General features: G+C 56.7%; 21 protein-coding genes. 17 read left to right on the top strand and 4 right to left on the bottom strand.

The genetic code is table 11. The annotated features are described in order from the left end of the window. Nucleotides 1–60 precede the first annotated feature (60 nt). On the bottom strand, nt 61–2535 hold the full coding sequence (locus tag I5192_RS21370) for an FAD-dependent oxidoreductase (protein ID WP_223118509.1): 2475 nt from the start codon (nt 2533–2535) through the stop codon (nt 61–63). A 214-nt stretch (nt 2536–2749) separates the two neighbouring features. On the opposite strand from I5192_RS21370, the gene I5192_RS21365 reads away from it, so the two are divergent. Continuing rightward, nucleotides 2750–3841 (top strand): aromatic ring-hydroxylating dioxygenase subunit alpha, encoded by a 1092-nt coding sequence (locus I5192_RS21365; protein WP_223118508.1) that lies wholly within the window; start codon nt 2750–2752, stop codon nt 3839–3841. 201 nt (nt 3842–4042) lie between these two features. Beyond that, nucleotides 4043–4426: a carboxymuconolactone decarboxylase family protein gene (locus I5192_RS21360; protein WP_170394285.1), complete on the top strand. Its 384-nt coding sequence runs from the start codon at nt 4043–4045 to the stop codon at nt 4424–4426. Nucleotides 4427–4512: 86 nt separating this feature from the next. On the opposite strand, the gene I5192_RS21355 is transcribed toward I5192_RS21360, so the two are convergent. Further along, nucleotides 4513–4806 (bottom strand): hypothetical protein, encoded by a 294-nt coding sequence (locus tag I5192_RS21355; RefSeq protein ID WP_170407642.1) that lies wholly within the window; start codon nt 4804–4806, stop codon nt 4513–4515. Between the two features lie 218 nt (nt 4807–5024). On the opposite strand from I5192_RS21355, the gene phnC reads away from it, so the two are divergent. The 5 genes from phnC (at nt 5025) to I5192_RS21330 (ending at nt 9689) form a co-directional block, all read left to right on the top strand. Beyond that, nucleotides 5025–5840, top strand: a complete 816-nt coding sequence (gene phnC, locus I5192_RS21350) for a phosphonate ABC transporter ATP-binding protein (protein ID WP_170394291.1) — start codon at nt 5025–5027, stop codon at nt 5838–5840. Nucleotides 5841–5897: 57 nt separating this feature from the next. After that, the gene (phnD, locus tag I5192_RS21345; RefSeq protein WP_170509511.1) at nt 5898–6809 is read left to right on the top strand and encodes a phosphonate ABC transporter substrate-binding protein; all 912 of its coding nucleotides are present in this window, start codon (nt 5898–5900) and stop codon (nt 6807–6809) included. Nucleotides 6810–6874: 65 nt separating this feature from the next. Then, nucleotides 6875–7750 (top strand): phosphonate ABC transporter, permease protein PhnE, encoded by an 876-nt coding sequence (gene phnE, locus I5192_RS21340; RefSeq protein ID WP_223118507.1) that lies wholly within the window; start codon nt 6875–6877, stop codon nt 7748–7750. Further along, nucleotides 7747–9072 (top strand): phosphonate ABC transporter, permease protein PhnE, encoded by a 1326-nt coding sequence (phnE, locus tag I5192_RS21335; RefSeq protein WP_170422924.1) that lies wholly within the window; start codon nt 7747–7749, stop codon nt 9070–9072. The genes phnE (I5192_RS21340) and phnE (I5192_RS21335) overlap by 4 nt, the downstream gene beginning before the upstream one ends. Further along, nucleotides 9072–9689, top strand: a complete 618-nt coding sequence (locus tag I5192_RS21330; RefSeq protein WP_223118506.1) for a DapH/DapD/GlmU-related protein — start codon at nt 9072–9074, stop codon at nt 9687–9689. The genes phnE (I5192_RS21335) and I5192_RS21330 overlap by 1 nt, the downstream gene beginning before the upstream one ends. On the opposite strand, the gene phnF is transcribed toward I5192_RS21330, so the two are convergent. Next, the gene (gene phnF / locus I5192_RS21325; RefSeq protein ID WP_223118505.1) at nt 9686–10405 is read right to left on the bottom strand and encodes a phosphonate metabolism transcriptional regulator PhnF; all 720 of its coding nucleotides are present in this window, start codon (nt 10403–10405) and stop codon (nt 9686–9688) included. The genes I5192_RS21330 and phnF overlap by 4 nt on opposite strands. An 81-nt stretch (nt 10406–10486) precedes the next feature. Between phnF and phnG the strand changes: the two genes are divergently transcribed. The 7 genes from phnG to phnN are packed head-to-tail and all read left to right on the top strand — an operon-like array spanning nt 10487 to nt 15443. Continuing rightward, nucleotides 10487–10942, top strand: coding sequence for a phosphonate C-P lyase system protein PhnG (gene phnG / locus I5192_RS21320; RefSeq protein WP_170394307.1), 456 nt, complete (start codon nt 10487–10489; stop codon nt 10940–10942). Further along, entirely contained in the window at nt 10942–11505 is a 564-nt protein-coding gene (gene phnH, locus I5192_RS21315; RefSeq protein ID WP_170818202.1) for a phosphonate C-P lyase system protein PhnH, read from the top strand. The genes phnG and phnH overlap by 1 nt, the downstream gene beginning before the upstream one ends. Then, the gene (locus tag I5192_RS21310) at nt 11505–12593 is read left to right on the top strand and encodes a carbon-phosphorus lyase complex subunit PhnI (protein WP_223118504.1); all 1089 of its coding nucleotides are present in this window, start codon (nt 11505–11507) and stop codon (nt 12591–12593) included. The genes phnH and I5192_RS21310 overlap by 1 nt, the downstream gene beginning before the upstream one ends. Further along, nucleotides 12590–13441, top strand: coding sequence for an alpha-D-ribose 1-methylphosphonate 5-phosphate C-P-lyase PhnJ (locus tag I5192_RS21305; protein ID WP_170509531.1), 852 nt, complete (start codon nt 12590–12592; stop codon nt 13439–13441). The genes I5192_RS21310 and I5192_RS21305 overlap by 4 nt, the downstream gene beginning before the upstream one ends. Beyond that, the gene (gene phnK, locus I5192_RS21300; RefSeq protein ID WP_170394315.1) at nt 13438–14208 is read left to right on the top strand and encodes a phosphonate C-P lyase system protein PhnK; all 771 of its coding nucleotides are present in this window, start codon (nt 13438–13440) and stop codon (nt 14206–14208) included. Before I5192_RS21305 ends, phnK begins: the two co-directional genes overlap by 4 nt. Before the next feature lie 3 nt (nt 14209–14211). Continuing rightward, nucleotides 14212–14895, top strand: a complete 684-nt coding sequence (phnL, locus tag I5192_RS21295) for a phosphonate C-P lyase system protein PhnL (protein ID WP_223118503.1) — start codon at nt 14212–14214, stop codon at nt 14893–14895. Then, complete coding sequence (gene phnN, locus I5192_RS21290) at nt 14892–15443, top strand: phosphonate metabolism protein/1,5-bisphosphokinase (PRPP-forming) PhnN (RefSeq protein ID WP_223118502.1); 552 nt, start codon at nt 14892–14894, stop codon at nt 15441–15443. Before phnL ends, phnN begins: the two co-directional genes overlap by 4 nt. On the opposite strand, the gene I5192_RS21285 is transcribed toward phnN, so the two are convergent. Then, complete coding sequence (locus I5192_RS21285) at nt 15419–16090, bottom strand: DUF1045 domain-containing protein (RefSeq protein ID WP_223118501.1); 672 nt, start codon at nt 16088–16090, stop codon at nt 15419–15421. The genes phnN and I5192_RS21285 overlap by 25 nt on opposite strands. Before the next feature lie 49 nt (nt 16091–16139). Here I5192_RS21285 and I5192_RS21280 point away from each other — a divergent pair, with 49 nt between their 5' ends. The 3 genes from I5192_RS21280 (at nt 16140) to I5192_RS21270 (ending at nt 19592) form a co-directional block, all read left to right on the top strand. Then, nucleotides 16140–17282, top strand: coding sequence for an alpha-D-ribose 1-methylphosphonate 5-triphosphate diphosphatase (locus tag I5192_RS21280; RefSeq protein ID WP_223118500.1), 1143 nt, complete (start codon nt 16140–16142; stop codon nt 17280–17282). Nucleotides 17283–17727: 445 nt separating this feature from the next. After that, nucleotides 17728–18876 (top strand): TolC family protein, encoded by a 1149-nt coding sequence (locus I5192_RS21275; RefSeq protein WP_170732767.1) that lies wholly within the window; start codon nt 17728–17730, stop codon nt 18874–18876. 371 nt (nt 18877–19247) lie between these two features. After that, nucleotides 19248–19592, top strand: coding sequence for a hypothetical protein (locus I5192_RS21270; protein WP_223118499.1), 345 nt, complete (start codon nt 19248–19250; stop codon nt 19590–19592). Nucleotides 19593–19741 lie beyond the last annotated feature (149 nt).

Raw genomic sequence — 19741 nt, 5'->3', positions numbered from 1 at the left:
AGGGCTCCTGCGATGGCCGCCATGCGCTGAGGAGCAATCCCCGGCGCACTGACATTCAGATCACGCCAATTCACGAACCGCATCCGTACGTGGGCGCTCAGATTTCGGATCATAGGCTGCTTCGCCGAGGACAAGCCCTTTGCGGGGTACACCAGCGATAACTACTTCGATCTCTGTGCCCGGAACATTCACGTGTGGCTTGACGTAAGCAAAGGCGAGGATTTTGCCGACGCTGTGGCCATAGGCGACCGAGGCCGCTGCACCGACAACCTCGCCTTTGATCCGAATAGCCTCGCCCCCATGACCATCTTCGACCCCATCCGGTTCGATCTCCAAATAGGCGCAAATCCAAGGCATCTCGCCCGCCTCAGACTGAGCGGCACTGGCGCGCGTTGCTTCGACACCTAGATACTCTTTGTCCAGCTTGAAGAACCGGCTGACATTGGCCTCTGGCAGCGTGACCTCGTTGGTCAGTTCTCCAGCACCGGGGAATGCTTTTTCCATGCGCAGGCTGTTCATCGCAAACGAGCCGTAGTTTTCGATGCCAAATTCCTCGCCGGCAGTCCACAGTGCGTTGTAGACGTCAACGCAGGCTTCATCCGGCATGTGGAATTCCCAACCCAACTCGCCCGCATAGGACATGCGAAAGGCCCAGACCTTGTGCCCCGCGATGGTGATTTCCCGAGCCGACAGCCAGCGGAACCCGGCGTTGGACAGGTCCGCGTCGGTGCATCTGGCCAGCACCTCGCGGGATTTTGGCCCGCTCAGGGACAAAGCCGACCAATCTTCGGAGAGCGTTTTGACAAAGACTGTCTCTCCCGTGAGGTTCTGGTTCAGGTGATCGACAAGGCGTTGTTCGAAGAAGGCGGCACATACAAGGTAGAAGCGTTCTTCGGCCATGCGAACGATCGTCGTCTCAAGCTCGATCCGGCCTCGGCGATTCAAAAAGTGGGTCAGCGTGATCGAGCCGTCTTTTTGCGGCATCTTGTTGGCCGTCAGACGGTCAAGATAGGCATAGGCATCGGGGCCGGAAACTTCGACTTTGGTGAACGCGGTCACGTCCATGATGCCGACGCGTTCACGTACGGCCTGGCATTCCAGCGCCACCATGTCGAAAACCTCGTTACGGCGGAACGAATAGTGATCACGCTGTTCAACACCATTGCGCGCGAACCAGCGGGGGCGTTCGTGGCCGAAAACCTCTTCATAGACCGCGCCTTTTTCCTTGAGGATTTCATAAAGCGGCGAGGGTTTGATCGGACGCCCTGCAAGGCGGTTGAAATGCGGAAAGGGGATCTCGTGCCGCAGCTTGTAATCCTCATGCGCCTTGATGACCTGCCAGTCTTTCTTGGCATAGCTGCCAAAGCGGCGCGGATCATAGTCACGCATGTTGATATCGGCAGCACCGTGTACCATCCATTTGGCCAGTTCACGGGTCAGACCAGGCCCCCAACCGATGCCGATCTGCGTGCCACAGCAGCACCAGTAATTCTTGACGCCGGGTGCGGGGCCGACCATCGGGTTGCCATCTGGCGGGTGGCTGATTGCACCATGGACTTCGCGGGTGATGCCCAGTTCAGCAAAGATCGGCATCCGTTCCAACGAGTTTTCCAGCCATGGCATGACACGGTCATAATCCGCCTCGAATAGCCAGTTTTCGTATTCCCAAGGGCATTCATCGTGCCAGACAGAGTTTGCGTTCTCTTTTTCGTAGATTCCGATCAGGCCCTTCTTCTGTTCCATGCGGATATAGCCCGAGACCATCTTGTCATCGCGGATCACCGGCAGCTCAGTTATCAGGTCTTTGAATTCAGGCACATCTTCAGTGACAAAATAATGATGGGTCATCGAGGTCATGGGTAATTGCAGGTTCGACCATTCGCCCATCTGACGGGCATAGGTGCCGCCTGCATTAACGACGTGTTCGCAGATGATGGTGCCTTGTTCGGTTTCCACCACCCATTCACCTGCATCGTTCTGGGTGATGTTGGTCGCGCGACAGTGGCGGAAAATCTTCACACCTTTCTGGCGGGCCCCAGCTGCCATCGCCATAGTCACGTTCGAAGGATCAACGTGACCGTCATCTGGCGTGTAAAGCGCGCCAATGACACCGTCGAGGTTATAGTAGGGGTGCTTTTCAGCTATAAAATCAGGCCCTACCAACTCGATGTTGAATCCCAGCGCTCGGCCAACTGATAATGTGTGGCGCAGCCAGTCCATCTCATCCTCGGTATAGGCCAGACGGAATGAACCGCAGCCATGCCACGTGACCGCTTGACCGGTTTCTTCCTCAAGTGTCTTGGAATAAAGGCCAATGTTATAGTCGACCATTTTGCCCAGCCCGTAGGAACTGGTGGAGTGAGTAATCTGACCAGCGGCATGCCAGGTGGAGCCCGAAGTTAACTCGGCCTTTTCCAACAGCACCGTGTCTTCGCCCCAACCTTCATGGCCCAGGTGATAGGCCAGTCCGCAACCCATGACGCCACCGCCGACAATGACGACCTTTGCGCGTGCAGGCAGTTCCTTTTTAGACATCGCAACTTCCTGTTTCCGAGACATGGAATTCTGTGGACTTCCTATTGCTACATATGTACCACTGTCAATTAAAAATGGCACAAATGTACATACCGAGGTAAGCAATGTGCGGTACAGATGTTTCAAGTGGTATTGTGACGCGTACGGATGTTACGAATCCTGACGCGATCTTTTTGACTGAAACACCAGCTCGGTTTGTATCAGGAGAAAAAATATGACTGTCCTGCCAACCCACTCGCTCGAGGCCCGGTACTATACGGATCCTGACATATTCGACAAAGAGATGAACGGCCTGTTGTGCAGAACTTGGCAATACGCAGGTCATGCGGCAGATATCCCAAATGTAGGCGATTACTTTGCGTTCGAAATCGCTGGTCAGAACCTTTTTGCCATTCGCGGACGCGACAATCTTGTCAGGACTTTCTACAACGTATGCCAGCATCGTGCGCATGAACTGGTGACCGGAACTGGGAATACCCGTGTAGTGGTTTGTCCCTATCATCAGTGGACCTATGAGCTTACCGGCGGCCTGCGGTCTGGGCCGAACATCAAGAAAGTTCCCGGTTTTGATCGCGCGAAAATCTGTCTGACCGAAGTACGGACCGAAGACTTCCTTGGGTTCATCTTTGTCAATTTGGACGATAACGCGGCAACGATGGACGAATGGTATCCCGGTGTCCGGGACGAGTTGTCTGAGTTCGTGCCGAACACTAACGCTCTGGCCCCCTTAGAGTGGGTGGAAATTCCCGAGAACTGCAATTGGAAGGTTTCGATCGAGAATTACTCGGAATGCTATCACTGCCCAACTAATCACCCGACCTTTGCAGAAGGCGTGATCAAACCGGAAACCTATGACATTCAGCCCGATGTGTCGGGAGGTTACGTGCTGCGTCACACGACCGAGTGCCAAAGCCTCGAAAAGATGACCTATCCGATTGATCTGGAAAGCAACATGCACGCGGGCGACTATCAAAGCTGGTTCCTGTGGCCGATGTTCTCGTTCCAATGCTATCCGGGAAATGTTCTGAACACCTATCATTGGCGGGCAAATACAGTGGACAGCTGTACCGTTTGGCGCGGGTGGTACACAGAAGGCGGTCATGAAAGCGACGTGATCCGTGGCCTTGCCACTCAGGATCGCGAAACGACTGTGGCCGAAGATATTCGGTTAGTGGAATCCGTTCACCGCGGCCTGAAATCCAAAGGGTACAAACCGGGACCGCTGGTGCTTGATCCGGCCTGTGGCGTCATGAGCGAGCATTCCGTTGCGAAGCTTCAACAATGGATGCGCGAGGCGATTGAATAACGTTACGTGCTGTGGATGGGCCAGATAAGACATCACCGAAGCCAACGCTGTGCCAAAGGGCACACCCGACCAGAACGACGCGATCGAGCCCCTTGCCTTCGGTGGTGGGGTTGGTTGTAAGACAGGGGCGGCGGCTTTAGCGGAATATCGAGCCAGGACCGACTAAGTTGCAGATCGGTCGTTTCACCTGAGGAGAGAATGATGGACGACAACCTGTTTGAACATGGCCTGAAGCAGCGCAAGTCGACGCTGGGCGCCGAGTATGTTGAGAAGAACCTGGCAGCGGCGGATGATTTTACCCGCTCATTCCAAGAGAACATGACTGCTTGGTGCTGGGGCTTCGGCTGGGGGGATGACACGATCGATCACAAGACCCGTTCGATGATGAACCTCGCTATGATTGGGGCACTCGGCAAGATGCATGAATGGGAAATCCACTGTAACGGCGCGTTGAACAATGGTGTCACCAAAGAGGAAATCCGATCAATCATTCATGTGATCGGCATTTATTGTGGCGTCCCGCAGTCTCTTGAATGCTTCCGTGTCGCTCGCAAAGTCCTGACCGAACGTGGGCTGCTGGACTGACCTGATCCCTTCGCGAGATCTTTAGAAGGAACAACACAATCAGCGAGATTGCGCGTCTGCAGTTCGCGCGGTCTGCTGACACCTGCCTAAGCCGGGTCTGGCACCTCACCTTGCCAATGGTCCCCCATCGCGACGATGCATGAAGTACCGTTGGCGTAGTTCTGAACGATCATCCAGTCTCCGCTTGTACGTTTGACCCAAACCTCCAGCATCGTTTCGGGATCGCGCAAACCCATGCCCTGACGTTCGGCCCCCAGAACCTGTTTCAGTGTCTGTGCCATCCGCGCGCTGTCATCACAGCTGACATCCGCCATTTTAGACTGCGCAGTAGAAGGCACCGCAAGGCATAGAAGAAGAAGGCTGGCATGAAGACGGGTCATAGGTGAAGGTTAGTTCTTTCTGCGCTCAAGCGTAACAGTTTTGTGACGCCCTGTGGATAAAACTCGCGTGGAGCCCTGCGAGATACGACACTCGCTGCAGAAACAGGCAATCATCGCGCCTGTCACAAATCTTTCGCGTAGATGTAAACGAAACGATTCAAAAGCGTCACGAAGCTTTTGTTTTGACGTTCTATCCGCCTCGCAACGATGGGGGCGATATGCTGAGAATTGAAAAGCTGACCAAAAAGTTTGGTGACAAACGGGCCGTGGATTCGGCGAATATCGTTGTCGACAAGCCAACCATGATCGGGATTATAGGCAGCTCCGGAGCTGGAAAATCCACGCTTTTGCGCATGGTCAACCGTCTGAGCGATGCAACGACCGGCACAATTACTTTTGAAGGCGAAGAGATCTCTGCGCTTCGCGGTGCTGCCAAACGCGAATGGCAATCGCGCTGTGCGATGATTTTCCAGCAGTTCAATCTTGTACCGCGCATGGATGTCGTCTCGAACGTTTTGCATGGCACGCTGAACAGGCAATCGACCTTTTCGACGATGTTCAACCTGTACCCGCGGTCGGATATTCATAAGGCGATTGAAATTCTGGATCGGCTAGGCATTGCCGAGCAAGCACCCAAGCGAGCCGAAGCCTTGTCAGGCGGCCAGCAGCAACGCGTCGCCATCGCCCGCGCGCTGATGCAGGACCCGAAGATCATTCTGGCGGATGAACCGATCGCCTCGCTCGACCCGATGAATGCGCAGGTTGTGATGCAATCGCTGCGCGCCATTCACGAAGAAGACGGCCGCATGGTCATTGCTAATCTGCACACATTGGATACCGCACGTCGCTACTGCGACCGGGTCATCGGAATGCGTGATGGTCGGATTGTGTTCGACGGCACCCCTGCGCAGCTGACCACGGGCGTAGCGCGCGACATCTACGGTGCAGGTGCAGACTTTTCCGAGGCCGCAACCTCGACCGAGATCGAAACACTGGACAGGCCAGAGGTCCGCGAAGCGGAAGCCTACGTCTGAGCCAGTTTCCCCCGCGTCCGTCGCGGGCCACCTTCATCTAACCGAACGGAGAAAATGATGAAAAAGACCCTCGCACTGGCGTTTGCCGCCACGACCGTTTTGAGCACTGCTGCTCTTGCCGAAGAAATCACCGAGTTTCGCATTGGCATCCTCGGTGGTGAAAATGCCCAGGACCGCATGAACTCGTACCAGTGTCTTGCAGACTATACCTCTGAGGCGTTAGGAGTTGAGACCAAGCTATTCGCCCCGGCGGATTACAACGGTGTGATACAGGGCCTGTTGGGCGGTACACTCGACATGGCATGGCTGGGTGCCTCTTCTTACGCAGCCACCTATCTGCAAGACCCCGAAGCAGTTGAGCCCGTTCTGATCAAGGTCAATGTGGATGGTTCAATCGGGTATCACTCGATTGGGTTCGCCCGCAAGGATAGTGGCGTCACCTCACTGGACGACATGAAAGGCAGAGTGTTTGGGTTTGGTGATCCGAACTCGACCTCAGGTTATCTGATCCCCTCGATCGAAATCCCGCAATACAAAGAAGGTATCACCATGGAGTCGGGTGAGTATTTCGGTGAGGTCAAATTCACTGGTGGCCACGAGCAGACGATCGTCGCTGTGAATAATGGCGACATTGATGGTGGTGTGACCTGGGCCGATGGTCAGGGTAACTGGGAAGATGGATACAATTCTGGTGCCCTGCGCAAAGCGGTTGACGCAGGTCTTGTCGACATGAACGACATGGTCCAGATCTGGAAATCGAACGTTATCCCCGAAGGCCCTGTGGTTCTGCGCAAGGCGTTGCCTGCCGATGTCCGTGCGACCATGACAGATCTTGTCGATGGCCTGCACGAGCGTGACCCCGATTGCGCTTATGGTGTGGCGGCAGGCGAGACGCTGGGTTTCCAGCCGGTATCGCATGACACCTACATCTCGATTGTTGAGGCCCGCAAAGCCAAAATCGGTGGCTAACGCGCGCACATGACGTTTCCGGCAACCCATTGGGGTTGCCGGTCTTTATTCATTCGGGGCTAGGGATGGCAGATTTATCAATCGGTGCGGCGCCAGGCGGCGTCGAGACCATTCAATCCAGCTATATGGCACAAGTTCACAAGCGCAGGCTTTATGGTGGGCTGACGTTGCTGATCTTTGTGGTCCTGATGGTATCAGGTTTCAACATTGCGGATTCCCGAAACGCGGGTGGGTTCTGGGACGGATTGCATCAGATCGGTGATTACCCGACGGATGTGTTCTCTGAAGCTTGGGAAAAGCGGGCCGATCTGCCTGGCCTGATCGTGAAGTACTTCCCTGCACTGGTTGAGACGGTGAACATTGCCGCAGTTTCCACGTTGATCGGGGCCATCGGTGGTCTGATCCTGTCGCTTCTTGGCACACGCGGGCTGGCGAAATGGCCGGGTTTAATCCCGGTCTTCCGGCGTATCTCGGATGTAATGCGCGCAGTGCCGGAAATCGTTATCGCGCTTGTGCTGATCTTCGTCCTTGGGGGCGGTCCGGTGCCGGCGATGATCGCTATCTCAATCCACACCGCAGGGGCGCTTGGTAAAATGTTCTCGGAAGTATCCGAAAACGCTGACCTGAAACCGGTTGAGGGGTTGGCTTCGACCGGGGCGACTTGGTCGAAACAGATGATGCTGGGTATCCTGCCACACGTCGCGCCAAACTATATCAGCTACACGTTGCTGCGATTTGAGATCAATATTCGCGCTTCTGCCATCCTCGGCTTTGTCGGCGCGGGAGGGTTGGGTTACGAACTGCGCAATGCCATGGCTTGGGGTCCGGGTCGTTTTGACGAGGCCGGCGCGATTTTCATCCTGCTATTCAGCACCATCGTATTCTTCGATCAGGTGTCCAGCCGCTACCGCAACCGTCTGACCGAAGGGCAGGGCCAATGACCACAATTGATTGGAACTTCGGGCTGGACGGGGCCAAGCTTGACGCCGAAAAGCTATTTCAGCGTAAACGATTGATCGGCTTTAGCATCCCTGTCGTGATCCTCGTTTATCTCACCTACATCTTCTTTGCCTTCGACCTGCCGGGCCTTGCGCAACGTGCCAATCTGGACAACGCCGTTACACTGGCTTCTGATAGCTGGTCACACAAAGTGCATGTCACACGCAATAACCGGTCCGGCCAGGTGACCTATGCTGTTGAGGGCGAGCGTAAGGGCACTTATCCCGAAGGTCAGCGCCCCGATTGGGTATCGGGTGAAGAGGTGACGACGATCGATCTGGGCCGCAATCATATCGTGCGGTTCCTGCCTGACAACCGGACCGAGATTGAAATACCCGACTTCCAGCTGATCGAAGTGCAGGCCAAGGGACGTCGCCTGACGACAAATCTGCCCTCTGAACTGCCCGACTGGATTTCCGCATCTGAACGGCGTGTTGGCGTCACAACGCCTGAGGGCCGGATCACCATGACGGGCGCTCGGACTGAAGTGTTCAACTATTTCCCGGGTTGGGAGTTGTTCTGGTTCACGCTTGACAGTCCCTACCACGGCCATGGGCTTGGTGAAATCCTGTTTGGCGCGCAGATCGATCCAAGCCGTTCGAATATCGCAGGCGCAGTCTCTGACTGGTGGAACAACGCGATGTGGCGGCATAAGGATGTGGCCTGGGCCATCGGAGAAACGATCCTGATGGCATTTCTGGGTACGATGGGTGCCGCTATGATCGCGCTGCCATTGGCCTTTCTCGCCGCCAAACGGTTTTCGCCGATCATGTTGCTTCGCGCCGCAACGCGCCGTCTTTTCGACTTTGTGCGCGGTGTGGACGCATTGATCTGGACTGTGGTTCTGGCTCGGGCCTTTGGCCCCGGACCATTGACCGGCGCGTTGGCGATTCTGATTACCGACACGGGCACGTTTGGCAAGATCTTCTCGGAGGCGTTGGAAAACGTTGATCAGAAACAGATCGAGGGGGTGTCCTCGACCGGGGCCAAACCGCTACAGCGATACCGGTTCGGGGTGATCCCGCAGGTTGTTCCTGTGCTGCTGGCCCAGATTCTATATTTCCTCGAATCCAATACACGTTCTGCGACGATCATCGGTGCGATCACCGGTGGCGGCATCGGACTGATGCTGACGCAAGCCATCCAGACGCAGAAAGATTGGGAAGAGGTCGCCTATTACATTGTCCTGATCATCATCATGGTGATGTTCATGGATTGGGCCTCGGGCTGGTTGCGCGGCAAGCTGATCGGGCGGAAAGACTGATGGCGCGGCTTTCAGCGGAACAGCCCTGCATTCACCCCGAATGTGAGATTACCGAAAGCACGTTCGGGGCCTATGTTGAAATCGGCAAGGGCAGTCGCGTCGTACATACAAAAATGGGCGACTACAGCTATTGCGATCGTTATGCCGACATCGCCAACGCGAAGGTCGGTAAGTTCGCCAACATCGCCGCGTTTTCGCGGATCGGCGCGACTGATCACCCGCTGCACACGGCGTCCTGTCACCATTTCCTGTATCGCTCGAACGATTATTGGGACGATGCGGATCGGGACGAGGTGTTTTTCAGTCACCGCAAATCCCGAATTGTCCATATCGGGAACGATACATGGATTGGCGCAGGCGCGATGATAAAGCCCGAGGTCACACTGGGTGACGGGGCTGTTGTGGCTGCGGGTGCCTTGGTGACGAAGAATGTAGACCCCTACACAATTGTTGCCGGTAAACCTGCAAGACCCTTGCGACTGCGTCAGCCACGACACATCGCCGATCGGTTGATCGCATTGGCCTGGTGGAATTGGTCTCATGACAAGTTGCGGTTGGCGCTCGACGATTTCCGTGCTCTGACGGCTGATGCGTTTCTGGAGAAATACGAGCCTTAACTCTCAAGGGTCAGTGTCACCCGATCTCCAACAAACCAGGTTCGGCCAAATTCAACCGGTTGTCCCTTTTCGTCCACATTCACCCCGGATGATCTGAGAAGCGGATCACCTTCCGAAACCTGCAGATGCAGAGCTTGAGTGGCCGTGGCGCGCGTGGCCGTCAGACGGGTTGAGGCCCGAGTATAGTCAGTGACACCCGACCTGTTTAACGCCTCGGTAACGCTGCTGGTGTGTTGTAGCGCTGCGCAGATGCCTGGCAGTCGATCAAGAGGAAACATGCTTTCGAACACGGCAATCGGGTGCCCGTCCGCCAATGAGAGGCCGTGATACGCACAGATCTGATCACCGGGTGAAACAGTCAGCGCGGTGGCCTCGCCCTCGGTCGCTGCCCGTTCTTCAACATGAAGCACCCTCTTTTCTGGTCTGCGACCAGCAGCGATGAGGTTTTCATGGAATCGCACCCGCGAGCCGATGGGGTAATCGGTGGGCGTGGCTGCCACGAAAGCGCCCGCGCCCCGGCGCGTTCGGATTAGGCCCTCATCCACAAGGGCCGAGATGCCGTGACGCACCGTATGGCGGTTCACACCGAACCGCTCTGCCAGTGCCGCTTCGGTTGGCAGCTTATCACCCGGGCCATAGCGCCCTTCGGCCATATCGCTGCGAAGTGCGTCGGCGATGGCCTTCCAGATCGGGGTTTTGGTGGGAGTGTCACGCAAGTTTCACAAAATTCCTCTGTCTGACGGCGGCAAATATGATAAGATGTGTATAGTTGTATAGTATATGGAAAAGTTGTCGAGATGAAAGACACTTTTGATGAAAACGCGGACCGGAAGGCTTGGATGAGCCTGCTGGCCAAAGCGCCGGAGGGGCGCGTGGCCGCCCTATTGGATGCAGCGATGCCTCGCCCCGGCTTCACATGGCTGCGTGCTCCTGAGATTGGCAGCACCATGGTTCGGGCTCGCGCTGGCGGGACCGGTGCGCCGTTCAATCTGGGCGAAATGACGGTAACACGCTGTGCGCTGACTCTGGGAGCGGGCGAAGTCGGACATGCCTATATACAAGGCCGTCGGAAAGAAGATGCCGAAGTCGCCGCGCTGGTTGATGCACTGATGCAGACAGATGTGTCTGATCTGTTGCGCACAAAAGTGCTGACCCCTTTGCGAGATGAGCTGACCAATGCAAAGGCCGCGCGTGCCGCCAAAGCCGCAGCCACTAAGGTTGATTTCTTCACCATGGTACGAGGAGAGGATTGATGCAGTCAGAAGCCCTGATCGGCGGTTTCAAGGATCCCGCGATCCAATCTGCCCACGCCTTTCGCAGCGTGATGGAAGCAATGGCGCGTCCTGGTACCGTGCAAGAGATTTCTGGCGCAGTTCCTCCGGCCCCAATGTCACCAGCAGCAGGTGCGGTGTTGTTGACGCTTTGCGACACTGAGACGCCCGTTTATCTGGCAGGTGCGCTAGATTGCGACGCCGTACGCAGCTGGCTTGCATTCCACACAGGCGCACCGCTGACCGGCCCGTCGCATTGTATGTTTGCCATTGGTGCGTGGTCGGATCTGGGACCATTGAACGCATACCCGATCGGGACGTCTGAATATCCGGATCGTTCTGTCACGTTGATCGTGGAATGCCCCGAACTCATCGCTTCAGGGGCGACACTGACAGGTCCGGGAATCAAGGATAAAGCCGCGCTTTCATTGCCCGAGCTTGAGGCGTTTCAGCATAATCAGACGCTATATCCACTGGGGCTCGACTTCATCTTCACGAATGGCAGCCGCCTAGCGGCTTTGCCAAGAACGACCGAGGTGTCCTGATGTATGTCGCAGTAAAAGGCGGTGAGCGCGCGATTGAGAACGCCCACGCTTGGCTTGCCGAAGAACGCCGCGGTGATACCGATGTGGCGGAACTGAGCATCGCGCAAATCCGCGAACAGCTTAGCCTGGCGGTCAATCGGGTTATGGCCGAAGGCTCGTTGTTCGATCCTGATCTGGCCGCGCTTGCGATCAAGCAGTCGCGCGGCGATCTGATTGAGGCCATCTTCTTAATCCGCGCCTATCGAACCACGTTGCCACGCTTTGGCGCATCCGAGCCTGTTGATACCGGGGCAATGGCTTGTGACCGGCGCATTTCGGCAACCTTCAAGGACTTGCCGGGCGGGCAGGTGCTTGGGCCGACCTTCGACTACACTCATCGCTTACTGGATTTCAAACTGGCTGCTGATGGTGAGGTGCCCAAAGCCCCAGCGCGCGAAGCTGAACTGGGCGATGTGCCGCATGTCACTGATTTCCTCAATCGCGAAGGCCTGATCGAGGAAACGCCGAATGACGATACGCCGCCACCTGATCTGACCCGCGAGCCGCTTGAGATGCCCGCCGATCGCGCCCTGCGCCTTCAGGCGCTGACCCGCGCGGATGAAGGTTTCACCCTCGGTCTGGCGTATTCCACACAGCGCGGATACGCGCGCAATCACGCCTTTGTTGGAGAGCTTCGGATCGGGTCCGTGCCGGTTGAAATGGAGATCCCTGAACTCGGCTTTGCCATCGAAATCGGTGAGGTCGTTCTGACCGAATGTGAAACGGTTAACCAGTTCAAGGGCTCCAAAACCGAGCCGCCGCAATTCACCCGAGGTTATGGGCTTGTGTTTGGTCAGACGGAACGCAAGGCGATCTCGATGGCTTTGGTCGACCGTGCGCTGCGGTGGGAAGAACTGGGTGAGGATAATGTTGGCGCACCTGCTCAGGATGCCGAGTTTGTCCTCTATCACGCGGACAACATACAGGCGACGGGGTTTCTAGAGCATATCAAGCTGCCGCATTACGTCGACTTCCAGTCTGAACTGGAACTGGTGCGCAAACTACGCCGCGAGGCTGGCGCGGATCAGGTGCAGGAGGCTGCGGAATGAACGCCTATAACTTTGCTTATCTGGACGAGCAGACCAAGCGGATGATCCGCCGTGCAATTCTGAAAAGTCTGGCGATCCCGGGCTATCAGGTGCCGTTTGCCTCGCGCGAAATGCCTATGCCGTATGGCTGGGGTACGGGCGGTGTGCAGGTCTCGGCCGCTGTGTTGACCCCGGATGACACGTTCAAGGTGATCGATCAGGGCTCGGACGATACCACAAACGCGGTCTCGATCCGCACCTTCTTTGAACGCACTGCAGGGGTTGAAACAACCACAACGACAAGCGACGCCTCCGTGATTCAGACTCGCCACCGGATTCCCGAGGAGCCGCTGCAAGAAGGTCAGATTCTTGTCTATCAGGTGCCTATCCCTGAGCCGTTGCGCTTTCTGGAACCGCGAGAGAGCGAAACCCGCAAGATGCACAGCCTTGAGGAATACGGGCTGATGCATGTGAAGCTGTACGAAGATATCAGTCGTCACGGGCATATCGCGACGTCGTATGCTTACCCGGTGAAGGTCGAAGGCCGCTATGTAATGGACCCGTCGCCAATCCCGAAATTCGATAACCCAAAGCTTGGTGATATGGCTGCGATCCAGCTGTTCGGAGCTGGGCGTGAACAACGGATCTACGCGCTGCCACCCTACACGCAGGTTGTCTCACTGGATTTTGAGGATCATCCGTTTGAGGCGTCCAAGGCCGACCAAGCCTGCGGCTTGTGCGGTGCAGAGGACAGCTATCTGGACGAGGTAATCATCGATGACGCGGGTGGGCGGATGTTCGTCTGCTCGGATACCGACTATTGCGAGGCGCGCCAGGCGGCGGGTCACAAAGGAAAGGACGCCGCATGACACCTTTGCTGTCTGTTCGGGACATCACAAAGCGCTATGGCCCAAATATCGGCTGTGCCGATGTGTCATTCGACCTCTATCCCGGCGAGGTCATGGGGATCGTTGGCGAAAGCGGGTCAGGTAAGTCGACACTGCTGAATTGCATGGCCGGGCATCTGACCCCGGATGCCGGAGAGGTTGTGTTCGACACCCGCGCAAAAGGTCCGCAGGACACGGTAACGATGTCCGAGCCCGAGCGCCGGATGCTGAGCCGTACCGATTGGGCATTTGTCCACCAACATGCACGCGACGGGTTACGCATGGGCGTCAGCGCCGGTGGGAATGTAGGTGAACGGCTGATGGCCGTTGGAGAGCGTCACTATGGCGACATACGTGACAAGGCCACGGATTGGCTTCAACGAGTGGAGATCGATGCCTCCCGTGTGGATGATCGCCCGACGACATTTTCGGGTGGGATGCAGCAGCGCCTGCAGATTGCACGAAACCTCGTGACCGGTCCTCGGCTGGTGTTCATGGATGAGCCAACGGGCGGTCTGGACGTGTCCGTTCAGGCGCGGTTGCTCGACTTGTTGCGTGGGTTAGTTCGCGACATGGGCTTGTCGGCGATCATCGTCACGCATGATCTGGCCGTGGTGCGCCTGCTGGCAGATCGGTTGATGGTGATGAAATCGGGCCGCGTGGTCGAGGCAGGCCTGACCGATCAAGTGCTTGATGACCCGCAACACGCTTATAGCCAACTTCTTGTCAGTTCCGTTTTGCAGGTGTGAGCAATGATTGAGCTTAACAACGTCTCAAAGACTTTCACTCTCCATAATCAAGGTGCGGCCGTGATCGAGGTGCTGAGCGATGTATCCTTCTTGGTCTCTCCGGGCGAATGCGTAGCGCTGACGGGCGCGTCTGGAGCGGGCAAGTCCACCCTCATGCGTATGATCTATGGCAACTATCTGGCCCGAAGCGGAGAAATTCGCATCGGTGATGTGGATATCGTGCAGGCAGAGCCTCGGACAGTTATCGCCCTGCGCCGCGAGGTTCTGGGTTATGTCAGCCAGTTTCTCCGCGTGGTTCCGCGCGTGCCCACCGTCGATGTCGTGGCCGAGCCCTTGCGGGCTGTGGGCATTTCCGCTGCTGACGCGAAGGCGCGGGCTGAAGCTCTGTTGCGGCAACTGAACATTCCCGAGCGGCTCTGGACCCTTTCACCGACTACCTTCTCGGGTGGTGAACAGCAGCGTGTCAACATCGCACGCGGGTTCGCCCATTCCTATCCCGCGATGCTGTTGGATGAGCCGACTGCCAGTCTGGATGCGGCCAATCGCGAGGTTGTTCTAAGGCTCATCGAAGAGGCAAAGGCGCGTGGTACTGCAATCATCGGCATTTTCCATGACGAAGCGGCTAGGGCGCGCGTTTGTGATCGCGAAATCGACGCCAGTCAGTTTTCACCCGAGGTCGCGGCATGACCCGGGGTCGCCTCATCGCTGTGGTTGGCCCGTCGGGGGCTGGCAAAGACAGTGTGATGCTAGGGCTTTGTGACTTGTTGCCCGATTTGCATTTGGTGCGCCGCGTCATCACCCGTGCACCAGAGTTGGGCGGGGAAGACTATGACGCCGTCGAACTCGCCGAATTTGAAGAAATGGCGGTGAATGGTGCCTTTGCGGTGCATTGGGTTGCTCATGGGCTTTGCTACGGGATACCGGTTGCCGTCAAAGATCGGCTGAGTGATGGCGCAGATTGTCTGGCAAATTTCTCCCGTAAAGCTCTGCTCGAGGCCGCAGAAAAATTCCCGCGCTTCATTGTCCTGAATATCACCGCGAAGCCGGAAACTCTTGCTCGGCGTTTGGCGACTCGCGGCCGAGAAAGCGATAGTGAGATTGCAAGTCGGCTTGCTCAGGCAGAAAAACCCTTGCCCGATGGGTTGGACGTTATCACCATTTCCAACGATGGCCCACTGGCCGAGACGGTTGCGCGCGCCGCAGGGGTCCTTCAACCAGCGAGCGCGTACCGATGAATAAGCTCGAAACGCCCATCAATGCGCTCGCCGCACAAGGCAATTTGGTCGATGATGAAGGGCTCGGGCAAGGCTGGCAAATGGCGGCGCAGCGCCTCGGTCCATACAGGAATATCACCATTCGGCAGCCGACCCGTCAGCGTCATGTGAAACCGAAACTCGTCCATCACATAGGGATAACCCCACTCGATCAACAGTGCGTCTTGACGTGGGCTCAACCTTGCACCGCGCCGCCGCTCAAGTTCAGCCTCATTGGTTGGGGCGCGAAACGGGTCAAGCTCACGTACACAGGCCGCAGCAATTCTTTGCAAGCCGCTCACATCGCCCTGTGGGGTCAAAGCGAGAAACCGGCCCAGCCTCGTCAGACTCAGCCCTTCACAGCTCGAAGGCGCCAGGCCAGCGGCCATCTCAGACGCCGCCGCTTTCAGGGCTTCAAGCGAATAACCTCCGGCAAGTTGAAAGGGTGGTTTCAGCGTTCCGTGAAAGCCGTATTTGCGCGGTGTCATCGTAACGTCATGCAAATCGGGCAGATCGGGCTGAGGCACCTCGCAGCCCTGCACGACATCCCATCCCAGCCAGCGCGCGCCGAACTGTTCCAATGGTCCTTCGGGCGGCACGTAGTAGATTGCAAATCGAGAGTATGACATGAATTCCCCTTTTCCCGCGCCCTCTTTGGCAAAGGCTTGTGACAGCGATATGTCAGATAATCTGTGCCTTGCGAATGCCCAGCTTGTGATGCCCGATCGGGTAGTAACCGGTTCGGTGACAATCGAACAGGGCGTCATTTCCGAGATCACCGAAGGGGATCATGTTCCGACCGGCTCAGTCGATTGTGCAGGTGATTACATCCTTCCGGGACTGGTCGAGCTGCACACCGACAATATCGAACGTCATATCGAGCCTCGCCCGGAAGTGGACTGGCCTCATCTTCCGGCCCTGATCGCGCATGATAGCGAGCTGGCTTCGACCGGAATCACAACCGTGTTCGACGCCATGCGAGTAGGTTCCATTCACAGCGGCAAGGGCCGTTACATCGACTATGCCCGCAAACTGGCGGACGAACTGTTGTCGGCGCGCGCCGCAGGCTATTTCAAGATCAGCCATTTCCTTCACCTGCGGGCCGAGATCTGCTCGGAGACACTGCTTGAGGAATTGGCGACCTTCGGGCCGGAAGACAGGGTTGGCATTGTCAGCCTGATGGACCACACGCCGGGTCAACGTCAATTCAGCGATCTGAGTGCATTGAAGACCTATGTCGCCAAAAAGCGCGGTATGACCGACGCCGATTTCGTTGCACATGTCGAGAGCCTGCGTGGTCTACAGCAGCGTTTCGGAGAAAAGCACGAAGCCGGTGCAGTGATCGAGGCCGCCCGTCTTGGCGCCGCGCTGGCCAGCCATGACGATACCACGGCGCAGCATGTCGAAAAATCGTCCGAAAATGGTGTGGCTTTCGCCGAGTTCCCAACCACGTTCGAGGCGGCCGAGGCCTGCCGTACCCGCAACATCGCCGTCATGATGGGTGCCCCGAATCTGATCCGTGGCGGCTCGCATTCCGGCAATGTCGCGGCTGAAGATCTTGCAAAGGCCGATCTTCTGGAAATTGTGTCTTCCGACTATGTGCCTTCTGCGCTACTGTTGTCGGCTTTTCATCTTGCCAATGTTTGGGACGACCTGCCACGTGCTGTGGCCACGGTTACACGTAATCCTGCAATGGCTGTCGGTCTTGATGACCGTGGCATCCTGAATGTAGGTCTGCGTGGTGACGTTCTGCGTGTGCGTCGCATGGGTCAAACACCAGTTTTGCGCGGTGTCTGGAGCCAAGGCAACAAGGTTGGATGAGTTGTGATTGGTTGAATCAAACTTGCTAAACAGAACATTGCTGGCGGCCGAAAGCTCGCGGATTATCAGATGGGATTTGCGCCCTTGCTCCGCTTGATTTTTCTGGACCCGCATCTTGATAAACTGATGTCGTGCCAGAACATTAAACTCGTAAAGAATATGGTTACCTTTTTACCGCACTTTCTCCTGTAACGCAAAATGCGGGCAGCAAGTTCCACGATTAACTGACTGGAAATTTGTTGCTTATCTCAGAGTTGAAATCAGGAGCTTTGGCGGGATGAGGGCATGGTTGTCGGTTGTGATAGCCACTATTATTTTGGCGGGCTGCAGTCAGGATCTACAGGGAACCAAGTCCTTTGATCCCGGGGCGACACCAGCCCCCGCTCCCTTATCGGGGGGGAATAATCTGAAGGGAAACGTCGCACGAACTGAATTCGCTGAGTTGGTGCGAAGGTCTGTCGCGACATCGCCCACCACCGCAGCCGGAGCCGCCAGCGTTCTGGCTTCGAAATCCCGCATTGATGCCGAGCAAGGCGCGTTCCTGCCGCAGATCGAGGCCGAGACATCCCTGACGTCCGATGGGGATACCGTACCGATCCTGCGGCTTAGTCAGATCATCTATGATGGTGGCAAAGTCTCGGGTCGTGTGGGTTTGCGTCAGATTGAAGCCCGGCAGACCTGGTTAAACGAATTGTCAGAGCTGAGCGCGCTGAGCTTCGAGGCCATCGAAACCATAATTGATCTGGATCGAAATCGCCGCCTCGAAGAACAAGCCCAGCAGAATCTGGATCGTACGGACGTTTTGGTCAGCGACCTCCAGTCCCGTTTTGATGCCGGGGCGGGGTCGGTGGCGGATTTGCTGGCGGGGCAGGGGCGGAAGTCTAATGCCGAGACAGAATTAGCGCAGGCTCAGACGGATGTGGAACTGGCGACGGCAACATGGGTCGAAGTCTTCGGAACGCGACCCGGTGCTATTCCGACCATCCCCCCCGCACCCATTCTGGCAGCGGCCACCTCGCAGCAAATGGTTGCACGCAGCCCGCGTCTGCGTACTCAGGTCGCCTTCAGTCAAGTGCGTGCGCAAGAGGTTGTGGTTGCTGAAAGAGCGACCCGCCCAACACTCTCTGCGATTCTTGAGACAGATTTCGACCAGGGCAGTATCGACGACGGTGTGCAGGCCCGATTGGGTGTAACGGTCCCGATTTACCAAGGGGGATCCGCGCGCGCCAATGTCGAAACCGCAAGGGCGAATCTTCAACAAAGCCGGGCTGATGAAGAAGAATTGCGGCGCGAGTTGCAACGTAATCTCTCCCAGGCCTTGGAAGAGACCAATTCAATTCAGCGACGGCTCGCCACAGCCCGGCGCGCTGTCGAGATCAATGAGCAAGCGCTGGATGCAGCTCGTGGACAGTTTGATATCGGGCGCAGCACGCTGGTACAGATATTGGATGCGTTGCGCGAGTTGAATCTTGCGCAGGTTCGGGTGATCCAGCTTGAGGCTCAGGCACGTCGTGCAGAATATGCCGTGCTGGCGGTCACGGGCGATATCCTGGACGCGTTGGGTGTTGCACAGCCGACCGATCCAACCTTGTGATATCCGTCGTGAACCCGACTGCGACTAACCCGCTGAATACGCACCTCCGACTACTGACAGAGCATTTGGGTCTTGGGTTGTCCGAGGTGGATATCTTTCGGGTGTTCTAGGGCAATGAAGTCGCCTAGGCGGTCAGCGCAGTGGAAGCGGTGGGCTACAGTCAGGTTTTGGGAAAGCGCGGTTACTGAAACTGGACCTGAACTTGTTTCTGGTCCTGGCGTTTGCCCCAGATGTTCAACCTTTAGTGGTTCTGGATCGAGAAGACACCGACGCTTTCTTGTGATCGATGCCAGCAGCGGATTCAGCGAACCTCAGATCTGGCGGCGACAGGAAACACGACTGCGCAAGACGCGCAGGATATTGCGAGCATAATGCTCGCGCCGCTGGAACGAGAATCGTTTAGGCCACAAGGTCATCGGTTTTGGTCCGCGTTCAGCGATCTGCGCGGGGTCTACATTCAGATCCTATTGGCCGCGATGGTGACAAGCGTGCTTGGGCTGGTGACGTCGCGGTTCACCATGGTCGTTCATGACCCCATTCTGCCAAACGAAGTGGTTGATAGCTTGCTGGCTCTAGTCGTCGGGGTTGGCCTTGCACTGTTGTTCGATTTCCTGATCAAGAACCTGTGGACACGGTTCATCGATACAGCGGGAAAATGGGCGGACCTGAAGATCACCGAACGGCTGTTCAATCAGTTGATGGCGCTTAAAATGTAAGCCCGGGGCGGGCAGAATGGACGCATGGCCTGGATCCTTCGGGATTTTGAGGTTGTCCGGGATTTCTTTACGTCTGCCTCGCTGGTTGCTTTGGTCGATCTGCCCTTCCCTTTCGTATTCGTGGCGTGATCTAGGCGATTGGCAGGCCG

The organism is Ruegeria sp. SCSIO 43209, from assembly GCF_019904295.1.
Lineage (GTDB): Bacteria > Pseudomonadota > Alphaproteobacteria > Rhodobacterales > Rhodobacteraceae > Ruegeria.
Note: the sequence above shows the minus strand (reverse complement) of the source record. Positions and strands in the feature narration are given on the sequence as shown.